General features: G+C 63.7%; 15 protein-coding genes. 9 read left to right on the forward strand and 6 right to left on the reverse strand.

The window, feature by feature from the left end; translation table 11 throughout:
• The first annotated feature begins 6 nt into the window (after positions 1 to 6).
• The 3 genes from PSQ39_RS10040 (at position 7) to PSQ39_RS10050 (ending at position 4,956) form a co-directional block, all read left to right on the forward strand.
• Positions 7 to 1,614, forward strand: coding sequence for a methyl-accepting chemotaxis protein (locus tag PSQ39_RS10040; RefSeq protein WP_273926631.1), 1,608 nt, complete (start codon positions 7 to 9; stop codon positions 1,612 to 1,614).
• A gap of 753 nt (positions 1,615 to 2,367) precedes the next feature.
• Complete coding sequence (locus tag PSQ39_RS10045) at positions 2,368 to 4,023, forward strand: methyl-accepting chemotaxis protein (RefSeq protein WP_273926632.1); 1,656 nt, start codon at positions 2,368 to 2,370, stop codon at positions 4,021 to 4,023.
• A gap of 72 nt (positions 4,024 to 4,095) precedes the next feature.
• Complete coding sequence (locus tag PSQ39_RS10050; protein ID WP_273926633.1) at positions 4,096 to 4,956, forward strand: ion transporter; 861 nt, start codon at positions 4,096 to 4,098, stop codon at positions 4,954 to 4,956.
• Positions 4,957 to 4,990: 34 nt separating this feature from the next.
• On the opposite strand, the gene PSQ39_RS10055 is transcribed toward PSQ39_RS10050, so the two are convergent.
• Genes PSQ39_RS10055 through PSQ39_RS10075 form a run of 5 tightly spaced genes read right to left on the reverse strand, consistent with a single transcriptional unit; the run spans position 4,991 to position 8,646 of the window.
• On the reverse strand, positions 4,991 to 5,725 hold the full coding sequence (locus PSQ39_RS10055) for an amino acid ABC transporter ATP-binding protein (RefSeq protein WP_273926634.1): 735 nt from the start codon (positions 5,723 to 5,725) through the stop codon (positions 4,991 to 4,993).
• On the reverse strand, positions 5,712 to 6,362 hold the full coding sequence (locus PSQ39_RS10060) for an amino acid ABC transporter permease (protein WP_273926635.1): 651 nt from the start codon (positions 6,360 to 6,362) through the stop codon (positions 5,712 to 5,714). The genes PSQ39_RS10055 and PSQ39_RS10060 overlap by 14 nt, the downstream gene beginning before the upstream one ends.
• A 2-nt stretch (positions 6,363 to 6,364) precedes the next feature.
• On the reverse strand, positions 6,365 to 7,039 hold the full coding sequence (locus tag PSQ39_RS10065; protein ID WP_273926636.1) for an amino acid ABC transporter permease: 675 nt from the start codon (positions 7,037 to 7,039) through the stop codon (positions 6,365 to 6,367).
• A 30-nt stretch (positions 7,040 to 7,069) separates the two neighbouring features.
• Positions 7,070 to 7,870 (reverse strand): transporter substrate-binding domain-containing protein, encoded by an 801-nt coding sequence (locus PSQ39_RS10070; protein WP_273926637.1) that lies wholly within the window; start codon positions 7,868 to 7,870, stop codon positions 7,070 to 7,072.
• Positions 7,867 to 8,646, reverse strand: a complete 780-nt coding sequence (locus tag PSQ39_RS10075; protein WP_273926638.1) for a GntR family transcriptional regulator — start codon at positions 8,644 to 8,646, stop codon at positions 7,867 to 7,869. The genes PSQ39_RS10070 and PSQ39_RS10075 overlap by 4 nt, the downstream gene beginning before the upstream one ends.
• 481 nt (positions 8,647 to 9,127) lie before the next feature.
• Between PSQ39_RS10075 and PSQ39_RS10080 the strand changes: the two genes are divergently transcribed.
• From PSQ39_RS10080 to PSQ39_RS10105, 6 genes are all read left to right on the forward strand, one after another.
• Positions 9,128 to 9,475, forward strand: a complete 348-nt coding sequence (locus PSQ39_RS10080; protein WP_273926639.1) for a hypothetical protein — start codon at positions 9,128 to 9,130, stop codon at positions 9,473 to 9,475.
• Between the two features lie 53 nt (positions 9,476 to 9,528).
• On the forward strand, positions 9,529 to 9,918 hold the full coding sequence (locus PSQ39_RS10085) for a hypothetical protein (RefSeq protein WP_273926640.1): 390 nt from the start codon (positions 9,529 to 9,531) through the stop codon (positions 9,916 to 9,918).
• 137 nt (positions 9,919 to 10,055) lie between these two features.
• Positions 10,056 to 10,814, forward strand: a complete 759-nt coding sequence (locus PSQ39_RS10090; protein ID WP_273926641.1) for a 2OG-Fe dioxygenase family protein — start codon at positions 10,056 to 10,058, stop codon at positions 10,812 to 10,814.
• Positions 10,815 to 10,951: 137 nt separating this feature from the next.
• Positions 10,952 to 11,389 carry a universal stress protein gene (locus PSQ39_RS10095; RefSeq protein ID WP_273926642.1) on the forward strand — a complete coding sequence of 146 codons (438 nt, stop codon included), beginning with the start codon at positions 10,952 to 10,954 and terminating at the stop codon, positions 11,387 to 11,389.
• Between the two features lie 171 nt (positions 11,390 to 11,560).
• Entirely contained in the window at positions 11,561 to 12,397 is an 837-nt protein-coding gene (locus PSQ39_RS10100; RefSeq protein ID WP_273926643.1) for a DUF2189 domain-containing protein, read from the forward strand.
• Between the two features lie 2 nt (positions 12,398 to 12,399).
• Positions 12,400 to 12,609: a DUF2788 domain-containing protein gene (locus tag PSQ39_RS10105; RefSeq protein WP_273926644.1), complete on the forward strand. Its 210-nt coding sequence runs from the start codon at positions 12,400 to 12,402 to the stop codon at positions 12,607 to 12,609.
• 110 nt (positions 12,610 to 12,719) lie between these two features.
• On the opposite strand, the gene bktB is transcribed toward PSQ39_RS10105, so the two are convergent.
• Complete coding sequence (gene bktB, locus PSQ39_RS10110) at positions 12,720 to 13,904, reverse strand: beta-ketothiolase BktB (protein ID WP_273926645.1); 1,185 nt, start codon at positions 13,902 to 13,904, stop codon at positions 12,720 to 12,722.
• Positions 13,905 to 14,027: the final 123 nt, after the last annotated feature.

The following is a 14,027-nucleotide window of genomic DNA, read 5'->3' on the forward strand; positions in this document are numbered from 1 at the left end:
GCCACCATGACCCTGTCCAACACCACCATTCGCACCCGTTTCGTCCTCCTGTTGGGGGTGTTTGTTCTGGGATTTGGCCTGTGTGCAGGGTGGTCTTTCCACACCCTCAATGAACTGAAGGTCAACGGCCCGCTGTACCAGCGCATCGTCCAGAGCAAGGACCTGGTGGCGGATGTCTTGCCGCCGCCCTTGTACGTGCTGGAGCCTTATCTCGTCACCCTGCAGTTCGCCGACACGTCCGGGGCGGCTGAGCAAGCCGCGCTGCGCCAGCGCATGGAGGCCTTGCGCAAAGACTATGACAAGCGGCGCCAGTATTGGCAGCAGGCCCAACTGGAGCCCGACTTGGCTCGCTTGATTCTGGAACAGGCCCATGTGCCGGCCCTGCAAATTTTCAGCCTGTTCGAATCTCAGTTGTTCCCTGCAGTGCAGCGTTCGGACGCTGCCGCGGTGACGGCGGCCACGGCCGAAATCCGGCGCGCCTATGAAGCGCATCGCCAGGTCATTGACCAGGTGGTGGTGCGAGTCAATGAGCGTGCAGCCCGCGATGAGCAGGATGCCGAGCGCAACATTGCCCAGGCCACCGGCTGGGCCCTGGGCATGGTGCTGCTGTCCGTGCTGGCCAGCATTGGCGTGGCGGTGTTCATCATCCGCAGCATCACCGGCCCCCTGACCCTGGCCATGGGGGTGGCCGATCGGGTGGCTGAAGGCGATTTGACACAAAACATCGAGGTTCGCGGCCGCGACGAAACTGCCCGCTTGTTGGGGGCGCTGCGCCGCATGCAGGACAGCCTGTTGCACACCGTCAGCACCGTGCGCCGCAATGCCCGCCAGGTGGCGGCGGCCAGCGGCGAAATCGCCACGGGCAACCACGACCTCAGCGAGCGCACCGAGCGCCAGGCCTCGGCCTTGCAGGAAACCGCTGCGTCGATGGAAGAACTGGACTCAACCGTCAAAAAGAACGCGGCCAATGCCCACCACGCCCACGGCTTGGCGGACACAGCCAGCCAGGTGGCTCTGAAGGGCAGCCATGTCATGGGGCAGGTGGTCAGCACCATGCAGGGGATCAACGACAGCTCGCACCGCATTGCGGACATCATTGGTGTCATCGATGGCATCGCCTTCCAGACCAACATCCTGGCCCTCAACGCTGCGGTGGAGGCTGCGCGCGCCGGTGAGCAAGGCCGGGGCTTTGCCGTGGTGGCCAGCGAGGTGCGCAACCTCGCCCAGCGCAGCGCGGCCGCCGCCAAGGAGATCAACACCCTGATCACCGACAGTGTGGCGCGGGTTGAAGATGGCAGCCGTTTGGTGGGCCAAGCTGGGCGCACCATGGAAGAGGTGGTGGCGGCCATCCAAAACGTGAGCACCATCGTCAGTGAGATCAGCGTGGCCAGTGCTGAGCAAAGTGCCGGCGTGAGCCAAGTCGGCTTGGCCATCACCCAGATGGATCAGGTGACTCAGCAAAACGCCGCACTGGTCGAGGAAAGTGCCGCAGCCGCGCAGGGCTTACAAGCGCAAGCCCATGACCTGGTGTCGGCGGTGTCGGTGTTTGTCCTGCCCTCGGAGTCGGTGCCCAACGGGCTGGGGCGGCATGTGCCGGCGGGGCTGCTGGCCTGAGGGCGCGTGGGCCTGCAAAGCGCTTGCTGATGCGTTTGCTTAAATGGCAGGCAGTGCAAGTACTGTCTTTTGAAATCAAGGACTTAGCGTGGCCTTCAACGCCCTGGGCACGGCTTGTCCACAAGCTTGTCCCAGGCTGACGGGGAGAACTGGGCCCGCTTTCCAGGTCCCGCCTCGATCACCAGTGCCAACCTGATGTGGGGGCTTCGATCTGCTCCCCGTCGGCGTCTTTGGGCACTTGGAGCCCCGGTCAGGGCGTCGAAAGTTGTCCCCTGCCTAAAAATGAGGCGCTTTAAGCATTGTTCTTGTGAATCAAGGACTTAGACCCTTGTTCCGCTGAGAGGGCACGGCTTGTCCACAAGTTTGTCCACGCTGACCGGGGAGAACTGCGGGTTGCCTGGCGACGAAGGGCCGCCTGCCGTCACGAAGCCTGTCGATGCCCCATGGCGGTGCATTTTTCATGGATGAGCCATCGTGCTTGGCGATGACAGCCTCTGATTTGGGCGAGGTCGGTACCCAGTGAGCTTGAGGGCGGCTTGTTGAGAAAATCCTTACAAATCAAACAGCTCCAAGTCTGCCTGGCGGCACATGGACCACGCTATCGCCGGTTGAATCAGCAGCTCCGCGCCATCAATCCACCATTCACTCTGATGAATTGACCGTCAGTATGGTAAATACCCTGACATGAGAATGGACATAATTTGTAACTAAGTACACTGATTTTCAGTCTCTCTCACCTTTGGAGCCTCGCGCATGTCTGCCATTCTGTCTCTGGATCCCAAGCGCCCGCCCGAACCGATTCGCCGCCGCGAATCCGACCCAGGCTTCTTTCGCTACCACGGGATTTGGGCACCTGGGGTGCGCTTGTTTCGCAAGCTGCGTTTCGCGTCCAAGGCCTTGATCATCTCCTTGGCCTTTTTGCTGCCTCTGCTGGGCCTGCTGGCCTGGCAACTGGACACCCACACCCAAACAGCCCTGGAGGCCCGCCAGAACGCCACCCGGCAACATGTGGAAATCGCCCATGGCCTGATGGTCTGGGCCCATCGACAAGAAGTCGCTGGTCAGATCAGCCGCGAGCAAGCCCAGGGCATGGCCAAGCAGGCCATCAGTGAGTTGCGCTACGACAAAAACGAGTATTTCTGGATCAACGACCTGCATCCGCATGTGGTCATGCACCCTTACAAGCCGGAGCTCAATGGCAAAGACGTGTCGGACTTGAAGGACCCCAATGGCCTGGCCCTGTTCAAAGCCTTTGTGGCCGTGGTCAAAGCCAAGGGCGAGGGCTTTGTCAATTACCAGTGGCCCAAGCCGGGGCTGGACCATCCGGTCGACAAGATCAGCTATGTCAAAGGCTTTGAGCCCTGGGGCTGGGTGGTGGGTTCAGGCATTTACGTCGATGACTTGCGCGCTGACACCCAGCGTTTGCTGGTGTTGAACGTGTCGATCACCGTGGCGGCGGTGCTGTTTGCCGGCTACCTGTTCCTGAGCTTTTACCGCGTGATGGATGGGGGGCTGAAGGAGACCCGCCGCCACCTGCGCGCCATGACCGAGGGCGATTTGACGACCTCGCCGTCCCCCTGGGGCCGCGATGAGGCGGCGCAACTGATGCTGGAGCTGCGCCACATGCAGCGCTCTTTGCGCGACATGGTGACCCAGGTGCGCCAATCCAGCGATCAGATCGTGCATTCCAGCAACGAAGTGGCCTCGGGCTCCATGGACTTGTCGTCCCGCACCGAGCAGGCCGCCGCCAGCCTGGAGCAGTCGGCGGCTTCGATGGAGCAAATCTCAGCCACGGTCAACGTCACGCATGGCAACACGGATGAAGCCTCGCGTGTGGCGCGCCAGAATGCCCAGTCCGCCACCCATGGCGGTCAGGTGATGGGGGAGGTGGTGCTCACCATGGATCAGATCCGAAGCTCGTCCAACCGCATCGCCGAAATCATAAGCACCATCGACGGGATTGCGTTTCAGACCAACATCCTGGCCTTGAATGCGGCGGTGGAAGCCGCGCGTGCGGGCGAGCAGGGCCGGGGCTTTGCGGTGGTGGCGGGTGAGGTGCGCATGCTGGCCCAGCGCAGCGCCGAGGCGGCACGCGAGATCAAGTCCCTCATCGGCACCAGCGTGGAGCAGGTGGAGCTGGGCACCAGCGTGGTCCGGCGCGCGGGCAGCACGATCGAAGACATCGTCAGTTCGGCCCAACGCGTCAATGCCTTGCTGGATGAAATCTCCTCGGGTTCGCGGGAGCAAAGCCTGGGCGTCAACCAAGTGGGCCAAGCCCTGCAGGAGCTGGACCGCATGACCCAGCAAAACGCGGCTTTGGTGGAGCAAACCGCAGCTGCCTCGGCGGCCATGCGCGAGCAAGCCACCCATTTGTCGACCCAGGTGGCGCGCTTTCGCTTGCCCGTTTGAACGGGTGTGGTTTCGCGCCCGGGCGGTGGTGGCCGTGCGGAAGCCGGTTGCGGGCGCCCCTACACTTCGACCATGAAGTCATCTCTGCATCCTCAGGTCCAGCCGCAACATGCCCTGAGCCCTTGGCGCGAGCGCCTGTTTCGCATCATTTTTGAGGCCGACACACCCGCAGGCCGCTTTTTTGATTACGCCTTGTTTGCCTTGATCGTGGTCAGCGTCGGCGTGGTGCTGGCCGACAGCGTGCAGACCTTGCGCCAGTCTCTGGGCGGGGTGTTCAATGTGGCGGAATGGGTGTTCACGGCGCTGTTCACCCTGGAGTACCTGGCGCGCCTGATCTGTGTGCGCCACCCCTGGCGCTATGCGACCAGCTTTTTTGGCGTGGTCGATTTGTTGGCCTTGCTGCCCACTTACCTGGCGCTCTTCGTGCCCGAGTTGCACCTGCTGATCGACGTGCGGGTCATGCGCTTGCTGCGCGTGTTCCGCATTTTCAGGTTATCGGCCTACATCAGCGAGTACCAGTCCCTGGGCCGGGCGCTGGTGGCCACACGGCGCAAGATCCTGATCTTCTTGTCGGTGGTGATGATGATCGTGCTGGTGGTGGGCACGGTGATGCACTTGGTGGAGGGGGCGGAAAACGGCTTCAGCAGCATCCCGACCTCGATGTACTGGGCCATCACCACCATGACCACGGTGGGCTTCGGCGACATCACGCCCAAAACCGATCTGGGCCGTTTCATCTCTTCGGCCATGATGCTGCTGGGCTGGGGGACTTTGGCGGTGCCCACGGGCATTGTCAGTTCCGAGATGGTGCAGCAACGCCGCGAGCCGCAGGCTCCCCCCACCACGCGGCGCTGCCATGAATGCCTGACCGAAGGCCATCTGCTGGAAGCCCGTTTTTGCCAGCATTGCGGCGCTGAACTGCCGCCGGCCTGATCGCCGCCCACGGCGTGGACCCGGGGCGCTTCCTTCAGTTGTGCAAGGAGGACAAAAACTGTTGCAGCTCGGGCGTTTGGGGCTGGCCAAACAGCTCGGCTGGCGGGCCCATTTCGTGCACCCGGCCTTGGTGCATGAAGATCACTCGGTCGCTGACCTTGCGCGCAAAGCTCATCTCGTGCGTCACCATCAGCAGCGTCATGCCTTCGTCGGCCAGGCTTTCCACCACGCGCAGCACCTCGCCCACCAGTTCCGGGTCCAAGGCCGACGTGATTTCATCGCACAGCAGCACGCGTGGCTCCATGGCCAGGGCGCGCGCGATCGCCACGCGCTGTTGCTGGCCACCGGAGAGCTGTTCGGGCATGGCATCAAACTTCTCGGCCAGGCCCACGCGCTCAAGCAGCTGGCGCGCTTGGGTGGCTGCGGCGGTGGCGTCTTTTTGCTTGACCAGGGTGGGGGCCAGCATGATGTTGCGGCCCACACTCAGGTGTGGAAACAGGTTGAAGCCTTGGAAGATCATGCCCACCTGCTGGCGCAGTTCCCGCATGGCGGTCGGGCTGTCGTGCAGCAAGGGCTTGCCGTTGACGACCAGGCCGCCTTCTTGAAACACTTCCAAGCCGTTGATGCAACGCAGCAAGGTGCTTTTGCCCGAACCGCTTTTGCCGATGATGGCGATCACTTCACCAGGCTCGACGCGCAGGTCGATGCCCTTGAGCACCTCGTGGGTGCCATACGATTTGCGCAGGGCGGCAATGTCAACGATGGCCATGGAGTTTCCTTTCGAGATGCTGTGCCATCAGACTCACGGGGAAGCACAGCGAAAAATACATCAGAGCCACGCAGGCATAGACCAGGAACGGTTGATAGGTGGCGTTGGAAATCATGCTGCCGGCCTTGGTCAGCTCGACAAAGCCGATCACCGAAGCCAGGGCCGTGCCCTTGATCACCTGCACCAAAAAGCCCACGGTGGGGGGCACGGCAATGCGCAAGGCCTGCGGCAGCACCACGTGGCGCAGTTGCTCGCCAAAGTTCAGCGCCAGGCTTTGGGCGGCTTCCCATTGGCCTTTGGGAATGGCGGCCACGCAACCACGCCAGATTTCGGTCAGGTAGGCGCTGGTGTAGAGCGTCAGGGCCACAGCGGCCGCCGTCCACGGGGTGGTCTTCACGCCCAGCAAGGCCAGGCCGAAGTAGGTCAGAAACAACTGCATCAGCAAGGGGGTGCCTTGGAACAGTTGCACATAGGCGCCCACCAGCGTTTGGCTGCCGCGCCAGCCGCTGAGCCGCAGCACCAGCAGGCCCAGGCCCGCCAAGCCACCACCCACGAAGGCCAGCAGCGACAGGCCCACGGTCCAGCGCGCGGCCAGCATCAGGTTGCGCAAGATGTCCCAGAGGGAAAAATCAACCATGGTCAGTGTCCGAAAAGAAAGCGCTGGCCCAGCCAGTTCAGCAGCCGGCGCGCCAGGATCGACAGACCCAGGTAGAGCGCGGTGGCGACGATGAAGGCTTCGAAGGCGCGGAAGTTGCGGCTTTGGATCAGGTTGGCGGCGTAGCTCAGCTCCGGGGTGGAGATCTGCCCGCACACCGCTGAACCCAGCATCACGATGATGATTTGGCTCACCATCGCCGGCCAGACCTTGCGCAGCGCCGGCGGCAGCACCACGCGGCGGAAGGTTTGGCTGGGCGTCAGGGCCAGGCTGTGTGCCGCCTCGATCTGGCCCTTGGGCGTGGCCTCCAGGCCGGCGCGGATGATCTCAGCCGAGTAAGCGCCGAGGTTGATCACCATGGCCAGCACCGAGGCCACTTCGGGGCTGAGCTTCACCCCCAGCGCCGGCAGGCCGAAGAACAGAAAGAACAACTGCACGATGAAGGGCGTGTTGCGCATCAGTTCCACGTAGCTGGCCACCGCCAGGCGCAGGGCGGCTGGGCGGTCGCCCAGGTTGCGGGCCCGCACCCAGGCGCAGGCCGTGCCCAGCAGCAGCCCGAGCACGGTGCCCACCACCGTCAGGCCCAGGGTCCAGGCCACGCCGCGCAGCAGCATGGGCCAGTCGGCCAGCACGGCCGGGAAGTCAAGTTCGATCAGCATGGCAAAAGCCCGGTGCGGGTTCGGTCGGGCTTACTGCGGCAGATCGCCAGCGGGGCGGCCCAGCCAGCGTTGCGACATTTTGTCCAGGTCGCCAGACTTCTTGGCTTCGGCAATGATCTCGTTGACCTTCAGACGCAGCTTTTCTTCACCCTTGGCCACGCCGATGAAGTTGGGGCTGTCCTTGAGCAGCAGCTTGTACTCGGTGGCCAGGTTGGGGTTCTTCTGCATGATCGTGCCGGCGGTCGAGGCGCTGGTGGCAATCGCTTGGGTCTGTCCCGACACAAAGGCCGAGATGGTGGCCGCGTGGTCTTCAAAGCGCTTCACGTCCACGCCAGCGGGGGCGACCTTGGCCAGTTCCTGGTCTTCCATGGCGCCGCGCGTCACGCCGACCGACTTGCCGGCCAGGTCGGCAAAGCTCTTGATGGCCACGCTCTTGCCGGCAAACACGGCCTGGAAGAAGGGCGAATACGCCGCGGTGAAGTCGATGACTTTTTCACGATCGGGGTTCTTGCCCAGGGTGGAAATCACCAGGTCAGCCTTCTGCGTTTGCAGGTAGGCGATGCGGTTGGCGCTGGTCACCGGGATCAGCTCGACCTTGGCACCCAGTTTGGTGGCGATGTAGTTGGCCATGTCGATGTCCAGGCCTTGGGGCTTGAGATCGGTGCCGACAAAGCCGTAGGGCGGGTAGTCGGTGGGAATGGCGATCTTGATCTCACGGCTTTTGAGCACGTTGTCCAGCGCGTTTTGCGCTTGCACGGGGCTGCTCAGGCAGCAGGCCAGGCTGGCGGCGCCCAGCAGACTCAGGGTGGTGCGGCGGGTGAAGGCTTTCATAGCAGTGCTCCAAGGTAGGTCGAGGGGATTTCAGAGGAGGAGTCCGACGCACAGGCGTCGGGCGAGGGGGGATTCGGTTGGGCTGGGCTGCTGCCCGGGGCCTTGGCCACCGGCGACAGGGCCTGGCGCAGGTGCTCCAGCGGATCGCTGCTGGCCACGGGTTGGAGCGCGGCCTGCACGGTGCCGATGTGCTCGGCCATCAGCGCTTCGGCCTGCTCAATGTCGCCAGCTTCCAGGGCCTCCACGATGCGGACATGGTCCGCACAGGACTGGGCAGCATCGTGCGAAGACTGGTACAGCATGGCGATCAGCGTGGTGCGGGCGGTGAAGTCGCGCAAGGTGTCGGCCAGCAAGGCGTTGCCCAGGCACTCGGCCAGGCAGACATGGAAGTCACCCAGCAAAAAGCTGCGCGCCCCCACGTCCGAGCCTTCCACCGCGGCTTGCTCGCGCGCCAGGTGCTGCTTCAGTTGGGCCATGGCGGCGGCGTCGACTCGGCGGTTCTTGAACTGGTGCAGCAGGCCCAACTCAATCACCCGGCGCGCTTCAAAAGCCTCGCGGGCTTCGTCTTCCGAGGGTTCGATCACATACCAGCCGCGGCGTGCGCTGACGGTGACGATGCCGCGTGTGGCCAATCGGGTCAGGGCCTCCCGCACGATGGTGCGGCTGCAGTCAAACAACATGGCCAGTTGCTGCTCGCCCAGGCGGGCGCCGGGCGGCAGTTTCTGGGCCATCACGGCTTCCATGATGCGATCGCTGATGTCAGTGGCGGTGGTCATTGCCTGAGACACAGCAGGTTCCGTGCCACTGGTATACAAGCCCGATGAGCCAGAACCAGGGCCTGTGATGCATCACTGTGTGACATCCGGTGCAGTGGCCGAAGCCTGGTCTTGAACTTTTGCGCGTCCTTGGTGCGTCGCGCCTGACCAGCCTGGTGCATGGACGCACTGAATGGGTCTGATCCGGTGCAAAAAACCAACCGTGGCGCTGCCCGGGCCGTCACCTTCATATTTGTGTATCAATTTGCAAACAAAGTACCGGTTTTGAACATTGTTTTTTCGGGCCCAAAAATGGCTCGGCATTTGCTTTTCTCAATAATGACAACCGGTTAAGTTCGACCTATGAACGAAATTGATGTTTTTGCGCTTGCTACATCTTGTAAGGCCCCTGGTGGGCGCTTCAAGCACATTCCAGTTGGCTGAATGCCGCCAGCCTGGTGCCACAGGCGATCTGACCGACTTACTTGGGAGCTTGAACACCATGAAAAACCAATCACTGACCTTGATCTCCCGTCGGGCCTGGTCGTTGGGCTGGCTTGATCGCCTGCGTCACAGCCGTTCGCTGTGGCCGCTGGGCCTGTCCTTGTGCCTGATCACCCTGGCCTTGGTCGGCACCTTGAGCTGGCAATACGCAGAAGGGCGTTCGCCCCTCTTGTCGCCCGCCGGTGCCGCGCTGGCCCAGGCAGAAGGGGAGATCGACCTGTCAGCCTTACCGGCGACCGCTGCAGGTGGGGGCGGGGTGAGCGAAGCGTCCAAGGTCTCGGTGCCGGGCGATCCATCGGTGCTGGCCGGGTTGGTTCCGGCGCCCCAGTCCGTGGCTGCACGGTGAACCGAGGCATGGTGGCGTCTGTGTTGCGCGGGCTGCGGTGCAGTGCGGCATGCGTGCTCGCCACCCTGGGCTTGGCACAGGCCCCTGGTGCGGTGGCTGGCTCGGACCTGTCGGTGGGGGTGTACGGCCGCATCAGCCCTGGCCCTGACGGGCCTCCCCCGGTGCTGAACCAGCGCCCGCTGCAGGTGCGCCAGCGTGGCCCTTCGCCACAGGCGAACGTGCTGTACTTGTATGTGCCCCGCTCGGAAATGCGTCATTGGGCTCAGCATTGCGCCCGCCACCACGCTTGCGCCGCCCAGGTCTATTTTGTGGATGCGCACCGCTGGTTGCAGCAGCGCCAGGCGGGGTTGCCCGCGTCGGCCCGCCCGGCAGCCGCGACGACGCCCAGCGCGGAGTTGAGCGAAGGCTCGCCATCAGCAGCCAGTCAGGGCGCGGCCGATTGAGCCCTGCGATCGCTCCCCAAGGCGGCCGCGCTGCTTGTGGCAGCTCAACACCAGGGCCTGTCGACACCGCGTTTGACAGGGGTTCTGGGTCCGGAGCCCGCTCGCCGGGTCCGGCTCGCGTTAAGCTAGCCGCCCATATGACCACCGCTACCTTTGCCCCTCCTTCGGTGTCCCCGGAGCAAGTGCCTCAACAACTGCGTCAACGCGGTTATGCCGTGCTGACGGCCGAGGACGTGGCCCGTTGGGCCGATTGTGATTTGGCCGATCTGCAAGCCCTGATCCCCACTTGGGAAGGCCTGCCGCCGGACAACTACCTCAAGGACGGTGGCCGCTACCGGCGGCGCCGCCACAGCTGCTTTGTGGTGACGGGCGACGAGGTCAACCCGGTGCCGCACCGTGCCCACTGGCAGCCCCTGGAGTACAACGCCTTGCACGGTGGCATGGAGCGCTGGTTTGAACCCATGACCGCCCCGACCCTGAATTCCCCGGCCTGGGGCCGCTTGTTGACGGCGGTGGCCCAGGCCAGCGCTGCCTTGCGACGCCCTGCGGGTGAGCCCGCCCAGCCCTGGTTCATTGAGGCGCACCAGTTCCGCATCGACACCACCGACGGCATCGGTCGGCCCACGCCCGAAGGCGCGCACCGCGACGGTGTGGACTTGGTGGCGGTGTTCATGATCGCGCGCGAGGGCATCAAGGGCGGTGAAACCCGGGTCTTCGAGGCCCAAGGGCCCAATGGCCAGCGCTTCACCCTGACCCAGCCCTGGTCCCTGTTGCTGTTGGACGACGAAAGCGTGATCCATGAGTCCACCCCGATCCAGCCATTGAGCCCCGGTGGTTACCGGGACACCCTGGTGTTGACCTGCCGTTCGGGTGGGTTCCAAGGTCTGCCCGGCTGAGCGAAGGCATGGGGCGGCTGACTGGGCGGTGTCTGGTCAGCCTGTGGGTTTGAACTGCCCGCGCTGAATTTGATGCGCGTCAATAGGGATGAGTCGGTCAGCGGGCACACTGGCCCCATCACTTACAGGAGCGATCCATGTTCAAGCACATTCTGATTCCCGTCGACGGTTCTGCCACCTCCACCTTGGCATTGGACAAGGCGGTGGGCCTGGCCAAGGCTTTCCAGAGCGATGTCACCGCCATTTACGTGATCGACCCCTATCCCTTCTCGGGTGTGGGTGCAGACTTTGCCTATGGCCAATCGCAGTACCTGGGCGCGGCCACCGCGGAGGCCAATGCGGCCTTGGATGGCGCCCGCAGCACACTGGAGGCGGCTGGCTTGCCGGTCAAGACCACCGTGGTCGAGGCCCATGCCATCCACCGCGGCATCCTGGACACCGCCCAGAGCCTGGGCAGCGATTTGATTGTCATGGGCTCGCATGGCCGTCGTGGCATTGAGAAGCTGGTACTCGGCAGCGTGGCCCAAAAGGTCTTGTCCGATGCACACCTGCCCGTGATGGTCGTTCGGGACTGAGCCTGGGCCAGGCGAGCGGAGCCCCAGCGCAGGTCGCTTGAGGGTTTTCAGCCTCATGGTTCTCCCTAGTTTGGGAGCCTCTCGGGGCCTTGAGTCTGTCGATGCCGCACTCAGCGGCATAGCATGGAGGCACGATCTGCAACCCGTGCCGCATCCCGGCCCTGAATCACCATGTCCGCCTCCACAGATCCTGCACCTTTGGTTCGCACCATCACCCTCATGCAACCGCTGACCTGGCTGGTCCTGGCCTGGCGTGACATGGCTCGCGCGGGCTGGATCAGCTTCGCCCATGGCTTGGTGCTGGCTGTGCTGGGGGGGCTGATCATGTGGGGAGCGCACGACCGCTTTTGGTTGTTGGCTGGCGCCCTGTCAGGCTTTTTGGTGGTGGCCCCTGTTTTGGCCACCAGCCTCTACGCCTTGAGCCGTGCCCTGGAGCGCGGCGAAGAGCCTTCCCTCGACTTGGTGCTCAAGACCTGGTGGAACTGGCAGCAAAGCCATGTCGACAAGTGGTCCAGCCCGTATTGGTGCCTGGTCCAGTTCGGCCTCCTGCTGGCCCTGGCGGCCACGGGTTGGGTGCTGACCTCGGCCGCCCTGATCACCTTGCTGGCCCCTGAGCCCGTGCACACCCCGATCGACTTTTTGCGCATCGTGGTCGCGGCGCCCCAAGGGTGGCTGTTTGAGCTGTGGCTGGCCATGGGCGCCTTGTTGGCCGCGCCTATTTTTGCGTCCAGTGTGGTGTCGATTCCGCTTTTGCTGGACCGACGCATCACCCTGCTGCAGGCGGTGTTGACCAGTTGGCGCACCGTGCTCGACAACCCCGTCCCGATGGCTGTGTGGGCCGCGCTGATCGCGGGCTTCACGCTGCTGGGCATGGGCTCTTTTTTAATGGGGCTGATTGCGGTCATGCCCATGTTGGGTCACGCCAGCTGGCATGCATACCGCGATTTGGTGGATGCGTCGGCCCTGCCTGCGCGGGATGCGTCCGTGGCCCCTGTTCAGGTCAGATAGCGATGTTTGGTTTTTCGGAAGAGCAGATTTCTGCCTTTGGCCTCACCTTTGGGGTGGGCGGCTTCATGCTCTACATGGTGTTCATCATCGGTCAGCTGGCCTGGGAGTCCAAGGCTGGGCGCTTTGGTACCTTTGTGCTGTTTCTGGGCCTGGGTTTGGGCCTGGTCGGCTTTGCTGCCAAATTCATCATCCAGTGGATGATCAGCAAATAGGCACCGGGTCGGTATCTGCTGGACCCCCGTGAAAAAGCCCGTGGGCCTGGTCAGGCCCACGGGCTTTGCTTTGGGCGGGCTCAGCAGCTGGCAGGCCCGGGACCCGAGGGTCAAACGCGTTCAAAAATGGCGGCAATGCCTTGGCCGCCGCCAATGCACATGGTCACCAGGGCGTAGCGGCCCTGGATGCGCTGCAACTCGTACAAAGCCTTGACCGTGATCACCGCGCCGGTGGCGCCAATCGGGTGGCCCAGCGAAATGCCCGAACCGTTCGGATTGACCTTGGCTGGGTCCAGGCCCAGGTCACGGGTGACCGCGCAGGCCTGGGCGGCAAAGGCCTCGTTGGCCTCGATCACGTCCAGGTCATTGACCGTCAAACCGGCTTTCTTCAGCGCCAGTTGCGTGGCGGGCACCGGACCGATGCCCATGTACTTGGGGTCGACACCGGCGTGGGCGTAGGCCACCAGTCGCGCCAGGGGCTGCAGGCCCCGCGCCTTGGCGGTGCCAGCTTCCATCAGCACCACGGCAGCGGCGGCATCGTTGATGCCCGAGGCATTGCCGGCGGTGACGGTGCCGTTTTCCTTGATGAACACGGGCTTGAGTTTGTCCATGTCAGCCAGCGTCGCACCGGCGCGGAAATGCTCGTCGGTGTCATAGGCGACTTCGCCCTTGCGGCTCTTGAGCATCACCGGGGTGATTTGCTCTTTGAAGTAGCCCGCAGCGGTGGCGCGCTCGGCACGGTTGTGGCTCTCCACGGCCAGCGCGTCCTGGTCGGCGCGGGTGATGCCCCACTTGGCGGCGATGTTCTCGGCCGTCACGCCCATGTGGATGGTGTGGAAGGGGTCATGCAGGGCGCCGGTCATCATGTCGACCATCTTGGTGTCACCCATGCGGGCACCGAAGCGGGTGGCCAAGCTGGCATAGGGCGCACGGCTCATGTTCTCGGCACCGCCACCGATGGCGATGTCGGCGTCGCCCAGCAAAATGGCTTGGCTGGCCGACACAATGGCTTGCAGGCCCGAGCCGCACAAACGGTTCACGTTGAAGGCGGGCGTGCCTTCGCCGCAGCCGCCTTCGATGGCTGCCACGCGCGACAGGTACATGTCACGCGGCTCGGTGTTGACGACGTGGCCAAACACCACATGGCCGACATCGGCACCGTCCACTTGGGCGCGCTTGAGCGATTCGCGCACCACCTGGGCTCCCAGGGCGGTGGGGGGGATGTCTTTGAGGCTGCCGCCAAAAGTACCGATGGCGGTGCGCACACCGCTGACCACTACAACTTCACGGGACATGCTGAGTCTCCTGTCTGGAACAGAGGGGGATGAGTAGAAAAATGCGGGGCTGATCTTAGCCGCGCAGCCTGACCCGGAACGGACACCGAAGTGACCCGCTCTGCAGGCATTGAACGTTCAGAC

It is taken from the genome of Curvibacter microcysteis, from assembly GCF_028649455.1.
Taxonomy (GTDB): domain Bacteria; phylum Pseudomonadota; class Gammaproteobacteria; order Burkholderiales; family Burkholderiaceae_C; genus Curvibacter; species Curvibacter microcysteis.

What these genes read in the sequence shown, in the direction of transcription:
- PSQ39_RS10040 (WP_273926631.1), top strand. Translation starts at nt 7, where the DNA reads ATGACCCTGTCCAACACCACCATTCGCACCCGTTTCGTCCTCCTGTTG.
- PSQ39_RS10045 (WP_273926632.1), top strand. Translation starts at nt 2,368, where the DNA reads ATGTCTGCCATTCTGTCTCTGGATCCCAAGCGCCCGCCCGAACCGATT.
- PSQ39_RS10050 (WP_273926633.1), top strand. Translation starts at nt 4,096, where the DNA reads ATGAAGTCATCTCTGCATCCTCAGGTCCAGCCGCAACATGCCCTGAGC.
- PSQ39_RS10055 (WP_273926634.1), bottom strand. Translation starts at nt 5,725, where the DNA reads ATGGCCATCGTTGACATTGCCGCCCTGCGCAAATCGTATGGCACCCAC.
- PSQ39_RS10060 (WP_273926635.1), bottom strand. Translation starts at nt 6,362, where the DNA reads ATGGTTGATTTTTCCCTCTGGGACATCTTGCGCAACCTGATGCTGGCC.
- PSQ39_RS10065 (WP_273926636.1), bottom strand. Translation starts at nt 7,039, where the DNA reads ATGCTGATCGAACTTGACTTCCCGGCCGTGCTGGCCGACTGGCCCATG.
- PSQ39_RS10070 (WP_273926637.1), bottom strand. Translation starts at nt 7,870, where the DNA reads ATGAAAGCCTTCACCCGCCGCACCACCCTGAGTCTGCTGGGCGCCGCC.
- PSQ39_RS10075 (WP_273926638.1), bottom strand. Translation starts at nt 8,646, where the DNA reads ATGACCACCGCCACTGACATCAGCGATCGCATCATGGAAGCCGTGATG.
- PSQ39_RS10080 (WP_273926639.1), top strand. Translation starts at nt 9,128, where the DNA reads ATGAAAAACCAATCACTGACCTTGATCTCCCGTCGGGCCTGGTCGTTG.
- PSQ39_RS10090 (WP_273926641.1), top strand. Translation starts at nt 10,056, where the DNA reads ATGACCACCGCTACCTTTGCCCCTCCTTCGGTGTCCCCGGAGCAAGTG.
- PSQ39_RS10095 (WP_273926642.1), top strand. Translation starts at nt 10,952, where the DNA reads ATGTTCAAGCACATTCTGATTCCCGTCGACGGTTCTGCCACCTCCACC.
- PSQ39_RS10100 (WP_273926643.1), top strand. Translation starts at nt 11,561, where the DNA reads ATGTCCGCCTCCACAGATCCTGCACCTTTGGTTCGCACCATCACCCTC.
- PSQ39_RS10105 (WP_273926644.1), top strand. Translation starts at nt 12,400, where the DNA reads ATGTTTGGTTTTTCGGAAGAGCAGATTTCTGCCTTTGGCCTCACCTTT.
- bktB (WP_273926645.1), bottom strand. Translation starts at nt 13,904, where the DNA reads ATGTCCCGTGAAGTTGTAGTGGTCAGCGGTGTGCGCACCGCCATCGGT.